Here is a 20,871-nt window from a genome sequence, read left to right on the forward strand (position 1 = left end):
GAAGTTATGATTTTTGGGAATAGTATATAATACAGAGGGTATAATGACATTCATATATACCCTCTGTGTTTTTTAAGTGTTATATGCAACATCCGTTTGAAGGATGATATAAACATCCTGATATGTATGTTCCACCACAAGAAGAATTGTTTTGTGCTAGGTGAGAAGTTGTGCAACATCGTTGTGCGGGATCGCAACACCTTGATGGTTTACGTCTGTCTCCACCAGTAATTGATTTTTGCTCATTTCTGTTTAATTGCTGACTTCCTTCTAATTTTAAAATGTTTTTTAACATGATTTAAAGAGTTAATTGTTAGTCAATTAAGTTAAGGAAAAGAGTTTTGTCACAGCTGTGGATTTACCGCCAAATATTTGTTGTTTGGCTTCTGTATAATTATCTGTTTTAAAATAGTAGATTGATTACTAGTTTTCACTATTCTTCTTAGCTCTTTCTGCTTCTTTGGTTTTTCGTTCCTTTAGATATTCAGAAAGTTGCTTTCCATAGATGGATTTCTTTACTCTTGGAGATAAAGATTTTACTACTGTATCAAGGTATTTGATGTTAGCGTCAAAAACCTCATTTAATGTTATGTAAGGAGCTACCTCTAGTTTCCTATTATTAATAGCAAAGTTAATGGTATAAAGGTATTTTTGTCTTAGCAAGTTTTTATAAGCTTTATCGTTTTCTGCTAATTTTTCCTCATCATTTTGTTTTTTAGCTTCGTAATCTTCTTTTATGATTCTCAGATTTCGTTCATTAAATCTTTTACTCATTTTGTTATACTCTACTAATTTTGCCTGATTTTTACCTCCAGCTATTAAGGCGTCTCTTTCAAAACTATTTAAAGAAGTGTTGATGACAATTTCTCCTGGTTCTGCAAAAAATTCAATTCGGTCATTAAATTGAGCACCATCATGCTTATCCAGAAATAAATAATGTATCTGAGGTTCTTGAACATCAGTTTGAAAAGCAAATTGTGGATCGCCATCAATTACTAAAGAATCTAGATTTACTAAAATGGTATCCTGTATCTTTTGAAGATATAAGGTTCCCTTTTTTAATCCTTGTACCGTTCCGCTTATCGAAACGTTTCCTTTTTTCTTTGGAGTACTACAACTTAGTACAAGAATGGATAGAAGAAATAGTGTGACAGAAAATCGTTGCATTGATGGATTTTTAATTTTAAAAAATAGGAGTACAAAGATGCTATAAATTAGATTGAAAAACTAACTTCCAGATGCAATTTGCATTAATATTGTACACAGAATCGCACCGTATGTTCCTACGACATATCCAAAAACTGCTAGTAGTACACCTACCGTAGCGAGCGATGGATGAAAAGCAGCTGCAACTACTGGAGCAGAGGCTGCTCCACCTACATTGGCCTGACTTCCTACAGCAAGGAAAAAGTAAGGTGCTTTAATTAATTTAGCAACACCAATGAGCAGAAACGCATGAATAGTCATCCATACCAATCCAATAGCGATAAGTCCTGGGTTTTCAAGGATCATTTTCAAATCCATCTTCATACCTATGGTGGCTACCAGTATATAAATAAAGATACTTCCTATTTTACTGGCTCCTGCGCCTTCATATTTTTTCGCTTTTGTATAAGACAATAAAATTCCGATAAAAGTAGCTATAGTGATCATCCAGAAAAACTGAGAAGTAAATGAAGACAAAGCAGAGCTTTTATCATTAAACACTTCAAAGTTATTAGATAAAAATCCCGACATTCCATTAGCTCCCCAATGTGCTAATCCTACGGTTGTGAATGCGATAGAAAGCATAACCATATAGTCTGTTAATGTTGGATTTCTGGTCACACTTTCAGCATATTTAGAAACTTGTTTTTTAAGGGATTCAATGGCACTATTATCAGCCTTTAACCATCGATCGATTTTAGCACTTTTTCCAATACCAATAAGCAAAATAGCCATCCAAATATTTGCGACTACTATATCTACCAATACCATACCTCCATACTTATCAGGATTATATTCATAAATCTCGAGCATTGCCGCTTGATTAGCGCCTCCACCGATCCAACTACCAGCAAGGGTAGATAATCCTCTCCAGACAGCATCAAAATCTGCTCCACCAACAGTTTCAGGCGAAACCAAAGAGATCAGTAAAATAGCTATGGGACCACCGATAATAATACCAATAGTTCCTGTCGCAAACATAATTAGTGCTTTTGGTCCTAGATTAAAAATTCCTTTAAGATCAATACTAAGTGTCATTAGTACCAAAGAAGCAGGTAATAAATATCTACTGGCGATATAGTAAACACTTGATGATTTTTCTATAATTTCTCCATTTGTATCTATTTCGTTCCAATGCGGAGAAATGATTCCTAAAGAATTAAATATTGCAGGAAGTAAATAACAAAGCAGTAAGGCAGGAACAAATTTATAGAACCCTTGCCAAAAACTTGTTTTAATTGAAGATGTATAAAAAACCAATCCTAGACATAATAATAGAATTCCAAAAACGATAGTGTCATTGGTAAAAAAAGGAATATTTTCCATAGTATGAGTTCATTTATTGTGAGATGTGATGCAAAATACAATTTTTGGATTAAAGCTAAATTCGATGCCGAATAGAGCTAATCATTAATCCAACTCTTCAGGATCGCAATTTGTTTTTTTGAAGCATTAGGATTTTGCTTTAAGACAATCTTTTCTACTGCAGGAGCAATCACCTTAGAAGTTAGTTTAAATACGCTTTGATTTCGTTCGATACTAAAGACAACATCATCGCCAATTTTCCATTTGTTAGAATCGCTAAAAAGATCATATATATTCTTAATAGAATATGTTTTGTTATCGATAGCAAGTAAAATATCGCCGCTTTTTATTCCTACTTTTTTTAGAAAATTATTACGCTCAGCACCATTAGTAAAGACTACTTTTTTAGTAGCTTCAGAACCTTTTATAAAGGGCTCTTGTTCGTGTATAAAGTAAGCCGAAGGGATTTCTATTGTATTGTAGGTCAAGCCAGTTTTTTCTAGATAAAAACCATAATCAATAGGGGTGTTATTTACTACGTGAGTTTTTAAAAAGTTAGCTACTTCTGGATATGATATCTCCTTTATTACATCAATAAGTTCTTCGTCTTTAAAAGGGATTTCACTACCAAATCTACCTGACAATCCTTGGATAAGGTCTACAATACCATAAGCTCCATTACTTTTTTCACGCATGATGATGTCGATGCACATAGAAATGAGAGAGCCTTTTTCATATACATTTCGATAATTTTCTAAATATGGATCTTGTAAAATGTTTTTACTCATTTCAGTAAAAGACAAGGTGTCATCAAATGTTTTGGACGTATTTATTTTCTCTAGAATTCTTTCAAAAAAATCTTCTTTGGTTATAAGAGCCTGATTAATTTGAAATAGTAACGAAAAGTACTCTGTAGTTCCTTCATATAACCATAAATGCTCAGACATTTTAGGATTGTTATAGTCAAAATCATGAATTTCTTCAGAGTGTATACTTAGAGGTGTAATGATATGAAAAAACTCATGGGACACAACATCTGTTAGTGATTCATTTAGTTTTTTTAATGGTATAGATTCTGGAAGCACAACTACGGTAGAAGTATTATGTTCTAGTGCACCAAAACCTTTAGCATCATTACTTTTAGAAGAAGAAAGGTATAACAAAACACTGTATTTTTTTGTGGTATTTATCTGCCCTAAAAAATTCTTTTGTGCCCGAATCATTCTTTCCATTTGTGGCATCAGCTGTGCCGCACGATGCACTTTATTCGGTGAATAGACACTTAACAAAACTTCGATTTCATTAATATTAAAGGTTACTTTGTCAGGAACGGAATACATAATAGGAGAATCTGCCAAGTCAGCATATCTTTTAAATACAAAAAGGTCAGTATCATACTTATCACCTGCTTGAGGTTCTTTTGGTAAATATTCGGATAAAGAAGTCGAAGCTTCCATATCCAAAGGATGTATAATAAAAAGATTGTACTTTTTTTCTTTCATTTGATGAAAATACCCAACGAAAGCATACAGGTTTAAGACGAAATTTTCATTTTTTAAGATATTTGTTCCTGTTGGAGAAAATATTTGATGTGTATTTTCTGAGTCGAAAGTATCATTAACCAAATACGTTATGGTATTTAATTGTTTTGAATTATTAATTTTCCAACGATTATCTCCATGTTTCTTTACAGGTAATTCATTTCCTTGAAGATCAAAAGCTTTAAATTCTTCAATGTATTTTCCATAGTTGTTATTTTGGTAGGTACCCGGAACAATTTTAGGTAAATAATAACTTATGGTATCTGTGTCTAAATTAGCTACTTTTATTTCTACTTTTATTTTATCATCAATAATATCCACTAAGTCTAAGGAAGCTATAATAGGTGTGTGATCTACTGTCAGTGCAGATTCTGTAGTTTTACAACCTACTACACAATTTAATATGAGGACGTAAAGGATTAGAATTCTAATCAATTTAATTTTTCTTAGCACAAGTATCAGATATTGTTTTTAATATATGTAGCGACACCATCCTCTTTACCAGCAAGGGTAACTACATCAGCAATTTTTAAAGTTTCGGGTTTAGCATTGGCAACGGCAACTCCTATACCAACAGCTTTTATCATAGCAATATCGTTATAATTATCTCCAAAAGCTACTGCATCAGAAAGAGAAATTTCATAATGTGTGTTAAGTAGTAATTCGATAGCAGTTAATTTTGAAATACTTTTATGGGCAATCTCGATATATGTTGGTTTGGATCGGTATAAATGAAGCGTATCACTATAATTAGTGTTTAAAAAATTAAATGCGTCATCAATATATTGTTCATCTCCCATGCACATGATCTTATGAGCACCTTTACTTTCGGTTTTCCATAGATCAATAACTTCTTTGGTAGATTTTACCGTTGGAGTGACTTTTGTGTTTTGAGCTTCTCTATTTGCCCAGAAATCCATTTGTGGCACAAACCAATCGTCATTATGATATAGGCTAATATGAAACAAATTATCCTTATTGAATGTGTGGAGTTCTTGTATGATATCTGGAGTAATAAAGGTAGAGTGAATTGGTTTTTGTTCTACCAGAATTAATCCGCCATTATAACAAATTAAAGGAAGATGAGTAATATCTAATTCCTCTTGTAAATGTGTCATAGCACTTGGCATACGAGAAGAAATCAATATAACAGGAATGGTATCTTTTATACGTTTTATTTCAGAAATAGTAAATTCAGAAAGCTCTCTTTTGGCATTAAGAAGCGTTCCATCTATATCAGAAAATACAATGCGGTGTGAATTCAAGAATATTCGGTTTGTGTTACTAAATTATAGGAACTTTTTATTTTTTCACGAAGTTAATAATAGTACTTGTAACTTCAGGCATAATTTTAAGCCAGTATTCACTATAGGATTTATGATTCTCTAGTCTACTGCCTTTTATCTCTCTGAGAATATGATTCATGTTTTCTATAATTACATATTCAGCATTAGGTACGGCTTCCTTTAACTTTTCTGCTTCAGAAACTTCTACCTGTAGATCTTTATCTCCTTGTAGTATTAGAATAGGAATGTCTAAGGTTTTTATCTCTTCTGATGGAGTGTATTTAATCCAGGATTTCATAAAATACTGTAGCTTATAACTAAAAATTGATTCCAATGCCGGATCATAGTTCATGGCTCTTCCTTTTTCTTTTAAATCTGCAAAAGCCACAGCAGCACTTTTATCCAATCCAGGTGCTTGTTTTTCTAATTGTTGTATAACAATTTGATCCACGGATTGCGCGTTTCCTGCGATGGATATAAACCCATCTACATTGTCTTTAGCGGCAATAATTCCAACCAAGGAACCTTGACCATGGCCCGCTAAAATAATCTTAGTGTAGTTTCCGTTTTTTCGAAAATATTCCACAATCGATCGCGCATCTTGAATAAAGTGATCTAGAGAAACTTCATGTTCCCGAATACCGAGTGCATCAATTTTAAAAAGCCTTTTGTCATATCGATATGTAGCTATACCTTTTTTTGCTAAATCTATAGCTAATAATTTGAAAGCGTCATTCTTAGACATTCTGTCATTTCCCTCTCTGTTGATTGCTCCTGCATCCATAATAAAGATTACCAGAGGAACACTATCATCTGAATACGGCGTAGCCAAAGTTCCTTCAATAAAGCGGTTTACTCTAACAATGGCAGAGTTATATTCTTTTTCTTCTTTTTCTTGTGCTAAACAAAATGTTGTAATGGCAATCAGTAAAATTGAAAACCGTATTTTCATATACATTGGGGTTTAAAAGATGTGTATTTATGAAACGACAAATACGCGGGCATATTTTTAGAATTTAATTCTTTTCCTGTTAAATGTTTTCTATTAAAATAATAATTAACGATTCACTAACATACCCTTTTTTATCTTTGCTTCAAAATATAAACTAATGAATACTCGATACGTCATACTTTTATTATTAACAATTATTTCTTTTAATGGATTTTCTATAACAGAAGATTGGGGGAAAACGGGGCATAGAGTTACCGGTGAAATAGCAGATAGTTATCTTACTAAAAAGGCTAAACGAAATATTACTAAACTTCTTAAAGGACAAGGATTGGCATTTGTTTCTGTTTATGCAGATGAAATAAAAAGTGATGAACGATATAGAAAATATGGCCCTTGGCATTATGTTAATTTCGATTTTGATAAAAAGTACGGAGAAGATACTCCTAACGAACGTGGAGACTTAGTTCAAGGAATACAAAAATGTATAGAGGTTTTAAAAAGTGATACTTCTTCTGAAGAAGATAAAGAATTTTACCTTAAAATGTTGATACATTTTGTTGGAGATTTACATCAACCATTACACGTAGGGAGAGGAGAAGATAAAGGTGGAAATGATATCCAGGTACGTTGGTTTAGAGATGGATCTAATTTACATAGAGTTTGGGATAGTGAAATGATTGATTATTATAATATGAGTTATACAGAATTAGCCAGTAATGCTAATGAGTTATCTACCTTACAGTTAGAAGAAATACGAAAAGGAGAAGTTCTGGATTGGATTTATGAGTCCCAAAGTCTTGCAAAAAAAGTATACGCCTCTGCTAACGTAGGAGAAAAGTTGGGTTATAAATATATGTATGAACATTTTCCTACTGTGCGATCTCAATTACAAAAAGGAGGAATACGATTAGCTAAAATATTAAATGATATTTTTGGGTAAATAATATATTGGCTAATCACTTATTACCAGGTCCTTCCGATATTGTTTAGGAGACATGGAGAAATACTTCTTAAAAGTTTTGGTAAGATGACTTTCGTCAGTATATCCTAACTGATATGCGATTTCTGCAATAGTGAACTCTGTATTTTGTAACCTATATTCAACGAGCTTCATTTTGTATTTTGTTACATATTGATGGATTGACTCTCCTGTGGCTTTCTTAAAATATGTGCTGATTGAACTCTGAGACATATTGAATTTATCCGCCATATAGCTTATTTTGGTTAGGTCATTGTCATATACATTTTGTCTGATATGTCCCAGTATTTGATCTATTCGAGAATCATTTAGTGATACGTTTCTATTATTAGAACTGTATTTGGCAGAAATATTGCGAACAATAATACTTAATATTGTACTAATAGCGTTAGAAATAATTTCCTGATAATATATTTTCTCGTTTTTGAATTCTTCCATAACTACATTATGAATATCCCAAATAATTCTTCGGTCTTCTTCATGAGAAATTACATCTCCAGGAATAATATTAGGATGATGAAGAAGTTGCTCAATTCTTTGCAACCAATATTTCCTATCGGGTAAGTTCACTTTACTGGAAAACAAAAGTTCAGTGAACTTAAAATGCGTAAAAGAAGAATGTTTTTCTATTTCGAAATGATGAGTATCTTCTGGTGCTAATAGAAATATATCATCTTTTTTATAGCGAAATCTAATACCATTGATAGTATGATAACCACTTCCATTCTCAACAAAGATAATCTCGAAATAATTGTGATTGTGTGGTTCCGCTTCCCATTTATCAAATGAATATTGATGTACAACAAAAGTCTCGTGTAAGGTATAACGGTTCATAATCAACTCTTTTGTTTTAAAGTTACAAAAATAAAACCAAACAAAAATTAGTGCTTTTTGTACTAGTGTTTTTCAACGAAAACGTTTGATTTGTTTGATAGCTAGTTAGTTGTGTGTTTTTGTACAAGTAGTTGCTGTAATTCTACAAGTAAATAAAATGAGTTAGTATATACTTTTGCAATTCGAATTTTTAACACAAATCGGAAATGAAATTTAGGATTTATTTATACACGCTTGTAAGAGTGTTGTTTGGTATATTTTTAGCATTGCACAGTACCTACAATGTGTTTTTTTATTCTGAGTTTTTACAGAAGATAGATGCCTACTTTACCAAAGCTACATTGTTTAACTATAATTTTATAGAAGCTCTTGCTCCTTTGGTTCCCTTTGAAGAGTTTATAGTAGGAATGTTTTTAACTTTAGGTTTTTTTACAAGGAAAGTACTCATGGGAGCGGCTTTATTATTTCTGTTTCTGGCATTTTTCCTATTAGACGCTAATTCACTTGAACTAGCCTTAGTACATCTAGTTTTTTTCTTTATTATTTTAATACTTTGGCATAAAGAAAATTATAACCTGAAGTCCATGGATTATTTAAGGAATTCGTATCTAGTGATATAGGCGAATAGTTAACACCCATTTTATAGCGTTTTCTGTTTTATTATAGAAACTCTTGTAGCTTTTAATAAGGGTTTTTAATGAATAGTTCTAAAGGTAAGGTTAATACGTGGTTTTATGACTTTTTTAGACTTTGGTAATTGATGTAACCAGTTTTCCTGAGTTTTCCCCCGCATTATTAGTAAGCTACCATGTTGCAATAAGATTTTTTGTTTTAGACTTTTCGTTTTATGCTTAAAGTGAAACCACCTTTCCTCTCCAAAACTTACAGAAGCTATTATTGGTTCTGGACCAAGCTCTTTTTCATTATCTGCATGCCAGCCGTTACTGTCTTGACCATCTCTATAAAGATTAAGTAAACAAGTAGTAAATGTTCCTGAACTTATGTTCTCTATTTCTTCTTTAATCATTAATAACTCTTCTGTAAACTGATAAGGTTTCATGGTAATATTAGAATAGGAGTAAGTATTTTTATTATTAGCATATAAGGCAGTAAGACGAGGTTGTCTGTATATTTTGCCAAAGACTTTAATATCATCTTGTTGCCATTGAATAGAATCATTTAGGATTTGGAATAAACGATTGGCTTGATTAGTGTCAAAAAAAGTAGGATAATACAGTACATCTCCATCTATCATATTTAATGGGATGCAGTCATTTTCTGAGGCAAATAAGTTCAACGTAAATTCTTTGATTTAAAGATACAAATGTACCCAATATATTAAGCCAAATTGAAGTAATAGTCTAAAAAAAAGAACCGGTTTTGGTAATTTAAGACTCGCTTTTTTATTAACCAGCATATGTATATGAACGGGAAAAAACAGGATAAGCATCCCGATCATTGTCCATAATGAAAAAAATCTTGTCTGTGAAAAAAGAAGACCTAAACCAGCAACTATCTCAGCTATACCGCTTAGGTATACTAGCTGTCTGTGATATGGGATGTATAAAGGCATAATTCTCATAAATGCCTTTGGTTTAATTAAATGAAAAATACCCGCTATTATAAAAATAGCTGATAGAATATATAAATGCCAATTCATTAAATTCCTGTAGTTTTTTCTTTACCTGCGCTGCTTAGTGCAAAATCTTTAATTCGAGTCATATTTCTTATGAAACTTACTTTTCTAAAACGTAAAGCAGTCCAATCTTCATCGATTGCTACTTGTCTAACAGGTTCTAAGTTATAGTCACCAAGTACGCCCCAGCCATGATCTCTAGTAATTTCTGAGGTGTATTTTTTAGAGCTTTTTTTAGGATATGCAAACCAAAGTATTCCATCACCCACTAGTTTAGGGTATACAGTTTCAATTCGGTTTTCAATTTGCTTTTTTTCTGTAACAAACACTAACGCAAAATCAACTTCAGATACTTGTATCAAAGACTCTTTAATAGTAATACCCTTTAAACAATCCAACTCTTTACAAAACCCTTCCGGTTCATTCAATATCAATATCTCATCAAGGGAAGGAGGAAGCTGTAACTTTTTAAATAGCGCAGTCATGTGAGTGAATTTTAATTTGAAAAACTTGTGTTTACTAAAGATACAAAAAAATACGATTAAGATGGTTCATTTTAACGTTATCCCTTTGTGCAGATTTCTACGAATATAAAATTTTGTAAAGTTTCCCATTCAACATTTTTATTAAACTTTTTATTATTAATGGAAAACGAATACTTTTTTATCTACATCGTTTTTCAAAAAATTGAAAGCACTTAGTATTTTATATAGAATAGAAAGAAAAGTAATTACTAATATAGTATTGGCTTTTAAAACTAACACAAACTCAATTATGAAAAATTGTTCTAAACTCTCGATGCACTTATTATTGGGGCTAATAATAAGTGTGCTATTTATTTCCTGCGAATCACAAGAATTTGAATCTAACGAACAACAAGATTTAAATGAGGATTTTATGTTAGAGCAGGCATATCCTGATGAAATTGGAGAATTGCTAAGGATAATACTTAATGGAGAAGAGGTAGATGTAGAGAGTATCAATAAACATTACATATTAGAAGGAGATATAAAAGTTCTGCTTTCTGATACTGATAAGGGAGTAGGTAGAACAGGAGGAAGATGGCCAAATAATACCGTATACTACGCTATTCAAAGCGGAATGCCTAACCAGGCTCGTATAACAAATGCGATTACTCATTGGGAATCTAAAACTGCTTTGAAATTTGTAAAGCGTACCAACCAATCTGACTATGTGTATTTTAGGAATGGATCCGGATGTTCTTCTTATGTTGGACGTATTGGGGGACGACAAGACATCACCTTAGCAAATGGTTGTTCTACAGGTAATACTATTCATGAGATTGGTCATGCAATAGGATTATGGCATGAACAAAGTAGAAAAGATAGAGATCAGTATATAAAGGTATTGTTCGAAAATATACAAAGCGGTAAAGAATTTAATTTTAGAACGTATATCGAACAAGGACAGGATGGTAATGAATATACCTCTAATCTAGATTTAGGAAGTATCATGATGTATGGATCTTATGCATTTTCTAAAAATGGTCAGCCTACTATTACTCGTGTAAATGGAAGTACTTATAATGCGCAGCGTACTGGGTTATCCAATAGTGATGTAACCGGAATCGATAAAATGTACCCGCCAATTACATCAGGCAATACAATAGAACTAAGAGGTAGTAATGGTATGTATGTGAGTAGTGAAAATGGTAGTAAACCCATGAATTGTAATAGAACATCTGCCCAAGGATGGGAAAAATTTCAAGTAGTCACACTTAGTGGAGGGAAAGTAGCATTAAAAGGGAATAATGGTAAATACATAAGTTCCGAAAACGGTGCTAACCCTATTATTTGTAATAGATCTCAAATTGGTTCGTGGGAACAATTTACTTTGGTTAGTAGAGGAGGAAATAAATATGCGTTAAAAGGTAATAACGGTAAATATATAAGTTCAGAAAATGGAGCTAAATCGATGACCTGTAATAGAACATCAATAGGGAACTGGGAGGAATTCGTAATTTTGGGATTGTAAATTTCATCGAATTTATGAATTAAAAAACACCGCTCATATTGCGGTGTTTTTTTATTTAGAAATAATTCGATCTAATCGATTATTTTAGAATTTTCTGGATCGTCAAATAGTGCTCCTTCACTTTCTAAAAAAGTAATATCAGTAATAGTCGCTTCTCCTAACAGAGTATCCGTCATTCCTTTTTCTGAAGTCCATCCATAGAAATCCCATTTAGTAGCAAAAGGAATATTATCTACAGTTGTAAATTCCTTATAATGTATGGCATGTGGATCTGCTTCTGCTTTAGAAGTATCACCATCACTTCCGAAAGTTACAATATATGCTGCGGCTTGTAGTGATTTAGCAACAGGATCCGCATAGATAACATACCAGTCATCTGGAGCATCTCCTGTTCCAGCTTCAAAAGTAAGCTTAGCAGTACTATGAGGAATATTGTTAAGAGTTCTGTCATCTTGCATTTCCCATTTGGTTCCGGGATCACTTAGTTTATAAGGTAATCCAAAGAAGTATGTCCAAGTAAACATATCAAAACGTGCTCCTTTATCATTGGCATCAGCCGGACATAGATATACATTCTCACCATCATAGATTAACTTGCTATTATCTTTTTTGTCAATTCTTATCTTTGATGAATTGGTAAGCATAGTAATCTTACCATCCAAATGCTCTTTACCACCAAAAAGGATTTTGATACGAAAACTAACCGCTTTGTGAGTTAAGAATCTGTCTTTTTTATGAGTTTTCTCTACTCTTTTGATAAAATTATCTGTAATTGATAAAGCTCCATCTCCAATACCACTATTGGGTTCTACAGGAATCATTTCATTGTTTTCTATTACTTCGGGTTCTTTACTTTCTTCTTTTTTGTCTTGATTACAACTAAGAATACAGATAGTTAGTAGTGCTATAAAAAATCTTTTCATTATGAGGTTATTTGTGTTACTTGCCTAATGTACTAAAAACCTTAAAATAGTGATGTAATCTTTATGAAAATTGTAACAGATATAACAGGTTGATTCTGTTATTGGGGCCAAACAAAACACTGGTTTTGTGTATTTTTAAGTCTAAAAACCAGATGGCTGTGTTCTTTTTTCTTGTTAAAAGTTGGCAAATAATGTAACAAAAAACTAATGTTGATTACTAACATCGTATACATTCACTTTTTCATAATCAATTTTATAAACAGATGAAATGAGCTGTTAAAATTAGACTAATAAATTATTAGAGTAATTAAAAGCGAATTCCATCTAACCTTAAAAATCAAAAAATAATCAAATGAAACAATTATTTAAAACAGTATGGGGGGCATTCTTAGTTGTGTTATGCATATCATTTACCCAAACGTATGGACAAGAAGTTAAAGGAACCTGGAAAGGAAAACTATCAGTTCAAGGAAATGAAATTCCCTTGGTATTCAATGTTGAAGAAAAAGAAGGTACTTTATCTTCTACAATGGATAGTCCTTCTCAAGGTGCAACTGGAATTCCAATGGATTCAACAGTTTTTGAAAACAATCAATTAACTTTGACATTTAAACAAGGAGGGATCAAATATGTAGCATCTCTGGAAAATAGTAAACTAAAAGGAACTTTTTATCAAGGCGGAATGGAACTACCATTAGAAATGGAAAAATCAGAGAAAACAATACCAGGAAATCCAGCATTGGTTTCTTCTGATACAGAATTAGAAAAAATAGCAAGTTTGGATCAAGGGAATTATAAGTATTCTGTTGAAGATTATTTTGCAAGACCAAAAGCAAGAAGTTTTCAGTTTTCTCCAAACGGAAAATATCTTTCTTATAGAGAGAAAGATGAGAATAGTAAAAACCACGTATATGTAAAAGAAATTGCTACGGATAAGGTTACCCGTGTAATAGAAGAGAAAGAAGAACTAATCAGAGGATATGGTTGGGCTAATAATGAGCGATTGGTGTATGTAATGGATAAAGGAGGAAATGAAGACTATCATTTATTTGCTGCTAATATTGATGGGACAGATCAAAAAGAATTGACTCCTTATGAAGGTGTACAGGTAAATATTCTAGAAGGCTTGAAAGAAGATGTGAATCATATGATCATCTCGATGAATAAGAATAATAAGCAAATCTTTGAACCTTATAAAATTAATATACTTACTGGAGAAATTAAGCAATTATTTAAGAATGAAGATGCGGCTAACCCTATTGCAGGATATAGTTTTGATAAAGATGGTAATCTTAGAGGTTACGGTAAAATAAGAGATGGCGTAAACGTAGATTTTTATTATGCTAAAGAAGATGGTAAATACGAGGTTATCAAAAAAATGAATTGGAAAGATACTTTTTCTATTCTAAACTATGATTATTCTACAGAAAATCCTCACGATGCCTATGTGGTTTCTAATTTAGATACAGATAAATCTCAAATATATTTATATGATCTTAAGGCTGATAAAGTAATTAAAAAAGTTTTCTCTAATGATAAGTATGATGTTTCTAATCTTTCGTTATCAAGAAAAAGAGGATATGAATTAGATTATTTCTCATATCAAGGTGAAAAAAGAGTAGTCATTCCTGTAAGTGATTATTATAAAAAATTACATACAAGAATTACCAAAGAATTTCCTGATCATCAGTACTCAATTGCTGGGAAAACGGATGAAGAAGACAAGTATTTGATCTTTTTTCAAAGTGACAAATTATATGGAGTATACTATTCATATGATGCTATTAAGGATGAATTTAAGCTATTGTATAATTTAATGCCACAGCTTAAGGAGAATGATATGGCAGAGATGCGTCCTATTACTTTTAAAAGTAGAGATGGATTGACTATACACGGATACATCACACTTCCTAAAGAAGCTATACAAGGTAAAAAAGTACCATTGGTAGTAAATCCACATGGTGGACCACAAGGTATAAGAGATTCTTGGGGATTTAATCCAGAATCGCAATTGTTTGCCAGTAGAGGGTATGCAACATTACAAGTAAACTTTAGAATCTCTGGAGGATATGGTAGAGAATTCTTAGAAACAGGATTCAAACAAATCGGGAGAAAAGCAATGGATGATGTAGAAGATGGATTACAATATGTAATTGATCAAGGTTGGGTAGATAAAGACAGAGTAGCAATCTATGGAGGTAGTCATGGTGGATATGCGGTATTACGTGGATTAACCAAAACACCAGATTTGTATGCTTGTGGTGTGGATTATGTAGGGGTATCGAACATATTTACTTTTATGAAAACGATTCCACCATACTGGAAGCCATACTTAAAGATTATTAAAGAAATCTGGTATGATGAAGATGTAGCGGAAGAAAAAGCTATTATGGAAGAAGTATCTCCAGTATATCAAATCGATAAGATAAAAAAACCATTGTTTGTGGTACAGGGAGCAAACGATCCTCGTGTTAATATTGATGAATCTGACCAGATCGTAAAAGCATTACGTGATAAAGGATTTGATGTGCCTTATATGGTACGGTATGATGAAGGACATGGTTTTGGTAAAGAAGAAAACTCAATTGCTATGTATAAAGCTATGATGGGATTCTATGCAAAACATATTGGTAAAAAAGAAACTACAAAACCTGTTAAAGGATAGTTTTCCTTTTTTAGAATGTAGTAAAAACCTCCTGAAAACTTGGGTCAGGAGGTTTTTTTTATGACTTTTTTTCGAACTCAGGACAATCTAATCGGATATCTTTAGTACTTAGATTTGTTTGAATAAGATTACAGAAATCATTGTTTTCAGTTTTCTTTTCGTAAAATTTACATGCATAACAGGTTCTCTGAACAGATAAAATTCCGGATTTATTAAGTTTATAGATTAAAGAACTAAGAGTTTTTAATAGTGATTCTTGCTCCTCCTGATTGAAGTTGTCAATTTGTTTTCTTATAGGATTCGCAAAGTGCTCAGTTTCAGAAACACTTTTTTTTCCATCAGCGGTTAAACCGATATAATAACTTCTACTATCTGTAGATGTTTTCTTTTTGGAAATCATTTTTTTTTGTTCTAAAACCTTAACAGCATCACTAATAGTAGGCTTAGTAAGATTAAATTCTTTTGCTAACTGGCTAACAGTACATAAGTTTTCCTTGTGATACGCTACGAAAATCATGATTTGTATCTGTATAGGACTTAGTTTGATTTCTTTTGCATATTCCCATAATAAAACACGGAAAACTTCAGAAATACGTTCTAAGCTAATAACTATTTTTGCATTGATATCATCATGTTGAAACGGTATGTTGAAAATACTCTTATCCATATAAAACTATTAAGAAAGTTTAGCTTTCTTAGCAGCAAAGTTAGTAATCCTAATTAATTATTTCATTTCTAATGACAATTTTCCATTTCGATAATGGCATACCCTTTAGTTTCTATAAGATTAGTAACTTCTGAAGAAGCTTTTTCAATATGACAAAATCTACATTCATCGGATGTTATATTAAAAGTTTCGAAAGGTTTAGTATTTAGATACGTTTTACCATATTCAAAAATTTGATCTTTATCTTTGATTTTATCGGAAACAAGAATATCAAAATGCATTAGCAATCCGTCCTTTCGATTAACATAAGTATCCCAAACAGCTATTTTCATTTTTTCGATTATTTGAATTTAACATTATAGGGTAGTGATAGATCGGTACTTAGAACACTATATACTTCATAAACACCAAGCATTGGAAGATCGTTTTTTTCTGTATTTACCTGCATATAGGCAGAGACAGCATCAAACTTAAAATTAGTTTGATTACTTATTCTATAATCAGGGATAACCACTTTGATAGAATTTCCTTTAGTAATAACCTGAAAACCTGGAGAATCCATATACATAGGCATCCCGGGATTGGTAGGAGGAAGTTTTACTGTGGTGTCACCCTTTTTAAATTGTTTTACAGATAATCCTCCTTTTATTCTTTTGTCTGGATGAAGAACTACCCAATGTGGGTGCCATATTATACCATCATTATCATACTTTTTGTCATAATTTTCATCCCATAATGGAGTGTCATCAAAATCTGGATGGGATGTTAATGCGAGAGCTACAATTCCTTCAGTACTATTAAAACCAACATCAGTAGGATTTAATGTAGTTGGAAAAACATATCCCAAAACCGGAGCACCATTAAGTTGCCCAGCCGGATCGGGAGTTGTTTCTCCAGCTTTTCCTTTTACTTTAATTTCCCAAATAGTACTGGATATATCCTTTAGATGCGTAACACTAACTGCGGTAATTTTTAAGTTATCATTATCGTATTTCTTACATTCATCACAAGCAAATAATGTGTTGCTCAATAGTATAATTATTAAAAAAAATAAATGTTTCATAATTTTATTAGTTTTAGAATAGTTAGAATTTATTTAGTTAGGAATCCTCACTATTTGATTTAAATTTTTTTACTTTTTTATATCGGATATGTACGCGCCAAAATTAATATGTAATACGTTTCCATTAGGAGTTACTACAGCCGGAACGGATTGAACACCCGCATTCTTCGCATTATTAATTAGTGATTGTTTCTCTCCAAGATGGATGATATCTACATTCGAAGCTCCAATTAGGTTTACGATGTCTTGTTCGGCGTTGACACAAATGGGACATCCTGCATGATAAAAAATTGATTTACTCATTTTAATGATTTTTTAAAGTTTAATAAAATTCTTACACAAATATAGTAAGGAATCCTAACTATAAAATAATTTTAATAAGTTTTAACACAAAATAACTATTGATTCATTTAAAAAAGGATAATATTCCATAGTATGGAAGCTCGACTATCTAGGGGCGCCAAGATTTTGATTTAACCTTAAATTACTTAATTTCCTGCTTCGACCTTAGTTCTTTCAATAAATTTTCTTCATTTTCTAATGTAGTATTAGGTTGAGGTTTTTCCTGTTTAGCAAAGAATCTGGGAAACAAATTAATGTATCGATTAAAAGTGTCTATTTCTGTATCCATAAGTTCTGTGTCCTGATTTTTAACTAAGGTATTCACAAGATCCCGATAATACGTTACATTATCCATGATGCTTTCAAAATGTTCTTGTTGTCGTTTGTAGGATAAGCTTTCGAAGTATAATAGTTGTTCTTGATATTTTCTGGTTAATTGTTTCCAGAGAGATCTCGCTTTTTCTTTTTTACCAATTCGATAATAATTATCTACAAAAGAGTGTAATGGTGTATAATATTCATAGATATCCAAAGGCATTTTTTCTATCCCTAAATCTAAGATTTCTTCAGCTTTAAGTAGCTGCTTTTCTTTAATTAATTGATCAGCAAGTCTCCTAAGATTAGTTCTATATGAGATGCCGTTTCTTCTGGTTTCTATGTCGTGATATATTTCTGAACTTTCTCCATTCCCCCAATCCCATCCTTTAACATTTTTATACATCACATCAGTATCGATTCTTCCCATTTGATATGGATTGTTAGGATTGACCTCACTCCTAATAGGTACAAGTTTATAAGTCATTCCATCTAGTTGTAAATAGTCTTTCATCCAGACGTAATCATCATCACCAAAACTGCCTCCTGTAAAATAAATTGGTCGCTCCCAATTATTATTGGCAATAATATCAAGCATTACAAGTCTATGTTTTGGAATGTAGCCGCCTTTTAGGTGGATATCTATATACGGAACTATTTTATCAGCATCCTTTTTAGAAACAATTCCATTTCTAAGTACAGCTTCTTTATTTACAGGTATTCTTATGTTTTTGGTTGGAAAAGTAGATACTATTTTACCGTTCATGAGTTCTGCTTTTGTTCTATGATCATCTGATGTAACCCAACGCATCCAGTTTTTGATGAGCATGGTGTCTTTTGTTACTGATTTGTAGAAAACGGCATCATTGTTTCCGTAAGTATAAAAGCTATGTTCTAATTGTGAGGGTACAGGTTTACCATTATAAGCAGCCATTTTCATTTGATCTATGTACCAGTCAGTTGCTAATAAATTGGTGATGAGAATACGTATATCTGTTCGGTATCCTTCTATTTCTTGAGTATACCACAATGGGAAACTATCATTGTCACCAATAGAAAATAGAATGGCATCTTTCTGACAAGAGGATAAGTATGTTTTTGCAGAGGATTGAGCGGTATATCTATTAGACCGATCGTGATCATCCCAGTTTTGAGCAATTAATAAAGAAGGTACTCCTAAAAGTGAAATTAGAATAGTAATATATGCCGCTTTTTTCGAATTAATATGAGTTTTTAGAATATCGAAAAGCGCGTATACTCCAAACCCTATCCATATTGTAAATACATAAAAAGAACCAACTAAGGCGTAATCTCTTTCCCTAGGTTCAAAAGGTCTTTCGTTGAGATATATTTTTAATGATAATCCGGTAAACAAGAAAAAAACAAGCAATACCCAGAAGTGCTTTTTATCATATTTGAACTGGAAGAATACTCCTATAAGACCTAAAATAAGAGGAATAAAATAATAGGTATTTCTAGCTTTGTTTTTTGCTACATCAGTTGGTAGGTTACTTTGTGATCCTAGATGGTATTCATCGATAAATGAAATTCCACTAAGCCAATTACCATGCAAAGAAGATAATTTACCCTGAACGTCATCTTGTCTGCCAACAAAATTCCACATAAAATAACGCCAATACATATAGTTAATTTGATACTGGAACAGATACGATACGTTATCCAAAAACGAAGGAGGTTTTACATCTAAAAATTTACTAAAGGACTCCAAAAATTTATGATAATCGGTATTGTCTACTTTGCCAGAGGCATATTGTTTCCTGAAATCAATTACGGTGTCCACTAATTCTTTTTCATCTTGGTATTCCGCTTTGATAGAGAATTGTAGGGATCCACTAAATAGCATATAGTTACTTATATGTTCTGAACTCCACATCCTTGGTAATAAGGTTTTGTGATTATTGTCTAAATTTTGTCTCGCATTTTTCCAATCATTAACAACTATGTATTTACCTGTGCTTATATCTTTTTCATATTTTGGTTTGTCATCAAGATATGGTTCGTTTTCATCAAGATTGCTATAGATTTCGGTAAATTGAGGTCCATAAAATAAATGTGTTTTTGGATATTGTTCCAGGTTGTAGTACGCTAGTAATTCTCTAGCATTATTTGGGTTATTCTCATTAATTACGGTACCTGCATTTGCTCTAATAGGGATCATCAACCAGCTAGAAAACCCTATTAATATAAAAAGAGTACAGAGTAAAGAAGTGTTCAGTAAATAATAAGATTTCTTTCTAGTATATTTTAATCCTAGATAAAAACACAGTATCAAACTTATTCCGGCGATGATGGTTCCTGAATGGAATGGTAATCCTATAGCGTTGACAAAAAATATTTCTGTAGCGCCAAAATACGCTAGGGTATAGGGTAGTAGCAATTTAAAAATGAACAACAATATAGCAACTACAACAAGGTTGGCTATTATGAAATTTCTGAAAGTTATGTTCTTGTAATTTTTGAAATAATAAAGTAAACCAATAGCAGGAATCGAGAGCAATCCCATAAAATGTACGCCAAAGGATAGTCCAATGATAAAAGATATTAAAATAATCCATTTATTTCCTTTTGGTTGATTCATATCGCGTTGCCATAATAACCCCAAGTAGAATAGAACAGACAGAATGCAAGTAGCCATTGCGTATACTTCGGCTTCTACAGCATTGAACCAAAAACTATCAGTAAAAGCAAAAGCTAAGGAACCCGTAAGAGCACTTCCTAATATTGTTATACAAGAACTTTTTGTAAGACTTGATCTGGCTATTGCTAGATTAGTGAGTAACATAGTAATTGACCAGAACATGAAAAGTATGGTAAATGCACTAGCGATTCCGGATGTTATATTCAAAGTATATGCTATTTGTTCTGGATGCGTTGCAAAAACCGAAGCAAATGCTCCAATCATCTGAAATAAAGGAGCGCCTGGAGGATGCCCTATTTGTAGTTTTGAAGATGTAGCGATATACTCTCCGACATCCCAAAAACTATTTGTTGGTTCAACAGTGCTTACATAAACAGCGAGAGAAATAGTAAATACTGTCCAACCTAGTATAAGATTCCATTTTTTGTAAAGAGATGTATTCATCTATATTGATTACGTTTTTATAAGTAATCAAATGAATAATAAAAATTAAAAACGATGAG

The 20,871-nt window shown here is 32.1% G+C and carries 20 protein-coding genes; 4 read left to right on the forward strand and 16 right to left on the reverse strand.

Annotated features, from left to right (window positions below):
* Nucleotides 1–79: 79 nt before the first annotated feature.
* The 6 genes from Q0975_RS19095 to Q0975_RS19120 all read right to left on the reverse strand — a co-directional run bounded on the left by Q0975_RS19095 (nucleotide 80) and on the right by Q0975_RS19120 (nucleotide 6,290).
* Entirely contained in the window at nucleotides 80–295 is a 216-nt protein-coding gene (locus tag Q0975_RS19095; protein WP_299439609.1) for a hypothetical protein, read from the reverse strand.
* A gap of 128 nt (nucleotides 296–423) precedes the next feature.
* Entirely contained in the window at nucleotides 424–1,167 is a 744-nt protein-coding gene (locus Q0975_RS19100; protein WP_299439611.1) for a DUF4369 domain-containing protein, read from the reverse strand.
* A gap of 60 nt (nucleotides 1,168–1,227) precedes the next feature.
* On the reverse strand, nucleotides 1,228–2,532 hold the full coding sequence (locus Q0975_RS19105; protein ID WP_299439613.1) for a DUF819 family protein: 1,305 nt from the start codon (nucleotides 2,530–2,532) through the stop codon (nucleotides 1,228–1,230).
* Nucleotides 2,533–2,609: 77 nt separating this feature from the next.
* Entirely contained in the window at nucleotides 2,610–4,487 is a 1,878-nt protein-coding gene (locus tag Q0975_RS19110) for a peptidase M61 (protein WP_299439614.1), read from the reverse strand.
* Nucleotides 4,488–4,510: 23 nt separating this feature from the next.
* Nucleotides 4,511–5,317 carry a Cof-type HAD-IIB family hydrolase gene (locus Q0975_RS19115; RefSeq protein ID WP_299439615.1) on the reverse strand — a complete coding sequence of 269 codons (807 nt, stop codon included), beginning with the start codon at nucleotides 5,315–5,317 and terminating at the stop codon, nucleotides 4,511–4,513.
* A 37-nt stretch (nucleotides 5,318–5,354) separates the two neighbouring features.
* The gene (locus Q0975_RS19120) at nucleotides 5,355–6,290 is read right to left on the reverse strand and encodes an alpha/beta hydrolase (RefSeq protein WP_299439616.1); all 936 of its coding nucleotides are present in this window, start codon (nucleotides 6,288–6,290) and stop codon (nucleotides 5,355–5,357) included.
* Nucleotides 6,291–6,447: 157 nt separating this feature from the next.
* Here Q0975_RS19120 and Q0975_RS19125 point away from each other — a divergent pair, with 157 nt between their 5' ends.
* Entirely contained in the window at nucleotides 6,448–7,230 is a 783-nt protein-coding gene (locus tag Q0975_RS19125; protein WP_299439618.1) for a S1/P1 nuclease, read from the forward strand.
* Nucleotides 7,231–7,242: 12 nt separating this feature from the next.
* Here Q0975_RS19125 and Q0975_RS19130 read toward each other — a convergent pair whose 3' ends face one another.
* Nucleotides 7,243–8,103, reverse strand: a complete 861-nt coding sequence (locus Q0975_RS19130) for an AraC family transcriptional regulator (protein ID WP_299439620.1) — start codon at nucleotides 8,101–8,103, stop codon at nucleotides 7,243–7,245.
* Nucleotides 8,104–8,309: 206 nt separating this feature from the next.
* Here Q0975_RS19130 and Q0975_RS19135 point away from each other — a divergent pair, with 206 nt between their 5' ends.
* Nucleotides 8,310–8,723, forward strand: a complete 414-nt coding sequence (locus tag Q0975_RS19135; protein ID WP_299439622.1) for a DoxX family membrane protein — start codon at nucleotides 8,310–8,312, stop codon at nucleotides 8,721–8,723.
* Between the two features lie 74 nt (nucleotides 8,724–8,797).
* Here Q0975_RS19135 and Q0975_RS19140 read toward each other — a convergent pair whose 3' ends face one another.
* Genes Q0975_RS19140 through Q0975_RS19150 form a run of 3 tightly spaced genes read right to left on the reverse strand, consistent with a single transcriptional unit; the run spans nucleotide 8,798 to nucleotide 10,224 of the window.
* Entirely contained in the window at nucleotides 8,798–9,400 is a 603-nt protein-coding gene (locus Q0975_RS19140; RefSeq protein ID WP_299439624.1) for an alpha-ketoglutarate-dependent dioxygenase AlkB, read from the reverse strand.
* A gap of 15 nt (nucleotides 9,401–9,415) precedes the next feature.
* The gene (locus Q0975_RS19145) at nucleotides 9,416–9,763 is read right to left on the reverse strand and encodes a MauE/DoxX family redox-associated membrane protein (RefSeq protein ID WP_299439626.1); all 348 of its coding nucleotides are present in this window, start codon (nucleotides 9,761–9,763) and stop codon (nucleotides 9,416–9,418) included.
* On the reverse strand, nucleotides 9,763–10,224 hold the full coding sequence (locus Q0975_RS19150) for a hypothetical protein (protein ID WP_299439628.1): 462 nt from the start codon (nucleotides 10,222–10,224) through the stop codon (nucleotides 9,763–9,765). The genes Q0975_RS19145 and Q0975_RS19150 overlap by 1 nt, the downstream gene beginning before the upstream one ends.
* Before the next feature lie 289 nt (nucleotides 10,225–10,513).
* On the opposite strand from Q0975_RS19150, the gene Q0975_RS19155 reads away from it, so the two are divergent.
* On the forward strand, nucleotides 10,514–11,734 hold the full coding sequence (locus tag Q0975_RS19155; protein ID WP_299439630.1) for a M12 family metallopeptidase: 1,221 nt from the start codon (nucleotides 10,514–10,516) through the stop codon (nucleotides 11,732–11,734).
* 71 nt (nucleotides 11,735–11,805) lie between these two features.
* Here the strand turns inward: Q0975_RS19155 and Q0975_RS19160 are convergent, their stop codons facing one another.
* A complete protein-coding gene (locus Q0975_RS19160) occupies nucleotides 11,806–12,657 on the reverse strand; it encodes a DUF6503 family protein (protein WP_299439632.1) in 852 nt (283 codons plus the stop codon).
* 352 nt (nucleotides 12,658–13,009) lie between these two features.
* Here Q0975_RS19160 and Q0975_RS19165 point away from each other — a divergent pair, with 352 nt between their 5' ends.
* Nucleotides 13,010–15,322, forward strand: a complete 2,313-nt coding sequence (locus Q0975_RS19165) for a S9 family peptidase (protein WP_299439634.1) — start codon at nucleotides 13,010–13,012, stop codon at nucleotides 15,320–15,322.
* A 58-nt stretch (nucleotides 15,323–15,380) separates the two neighbouring features.
* Here Q0975_RS19165 and Q0975_RS19170 read toward each other — a convergent pair whose 3' ends face one another.
* The 5 genes from Q0975_RS19170 to Q0975_RS19190 form a co-directional block, all read right to left on the reverse strand.
* Nucleotides 15,381–15,989: a MarR family winged helix-turn-helix transcriptional regulator gene (locus tag Q0975_RS19170; RefSeq protein WP_299439636.1), complete on the reverse strand. Its 609-nt coding sequence runs from the start codon at nucleotides 15,987–15,989 to the stop codon at nucleotides 15,381–15,383.
* A 68-nt stretch (nucleotides 15,990–16,057) separates the two neighbouring features.
* The gene (locus tag Q0975_RS19175; protein WP_299439638.1) at nucleotides 16,058–16,321 is read right to left on the reverse strand and encodes a DUF2024 family protein; all 264 of its coding nucleotides are present in this window, start codon (nucleotides 16,319–16,321) and stop codon (nucleotides 16,058–16,060) included.
* 8 nt (nucleotides 16,322–16,329) lie between these two features.
* The gene (locus Q0975_RS19180) at nucleotides 16,330–17,052 is read right to left on the reverse strand and encodes a hypothetical protein (protein ID WP_299439640.1); all 723 of its coding nucleotides are present in this window, start codon (nucleotides 17,050–17,052) and stop codon (nucleotides 16,330–16,332) included.
* A 69-nt stretch (nucleotides 17,053–17,121) separates the two neighbouring features.
* Nucleotides 17,122–17,355, reverse strand: a complete 234-nt coding sequence (locus tag Q0975_RS19185; RefSeq protein ID WP_299439642.1) for a thioredoxin family protein — start codon at nucleotides 17,353–17,355, stop codon at nucleotides 17,122–17,124.
* A 181-nt stretch (nucleotides 17,356–17,536) separates the two neighbouring features.
* Nucleotides 17,537–20,812, reverse strand: a complete 3,276-nt coding sequence (locus Q0975_RS19190; RefSeq protein WP_299439644.1) for a DUF2723 domain-containing protein — start codon at nucleotides 20,810–20,812, stop codon at nucleotides 17,537–17,539.
* Nucleotides 20,813–20,871 lie beyond the last annotated feature (59 nt).

This window comes from uncultured Aquimarina sp., assembly GCF_947500065.1.
Lineage (GTDB): Bacteria > Bacteroidota > Bacteroidia > Flavobacteriales > Flavobacteriaceae > Aquimarina.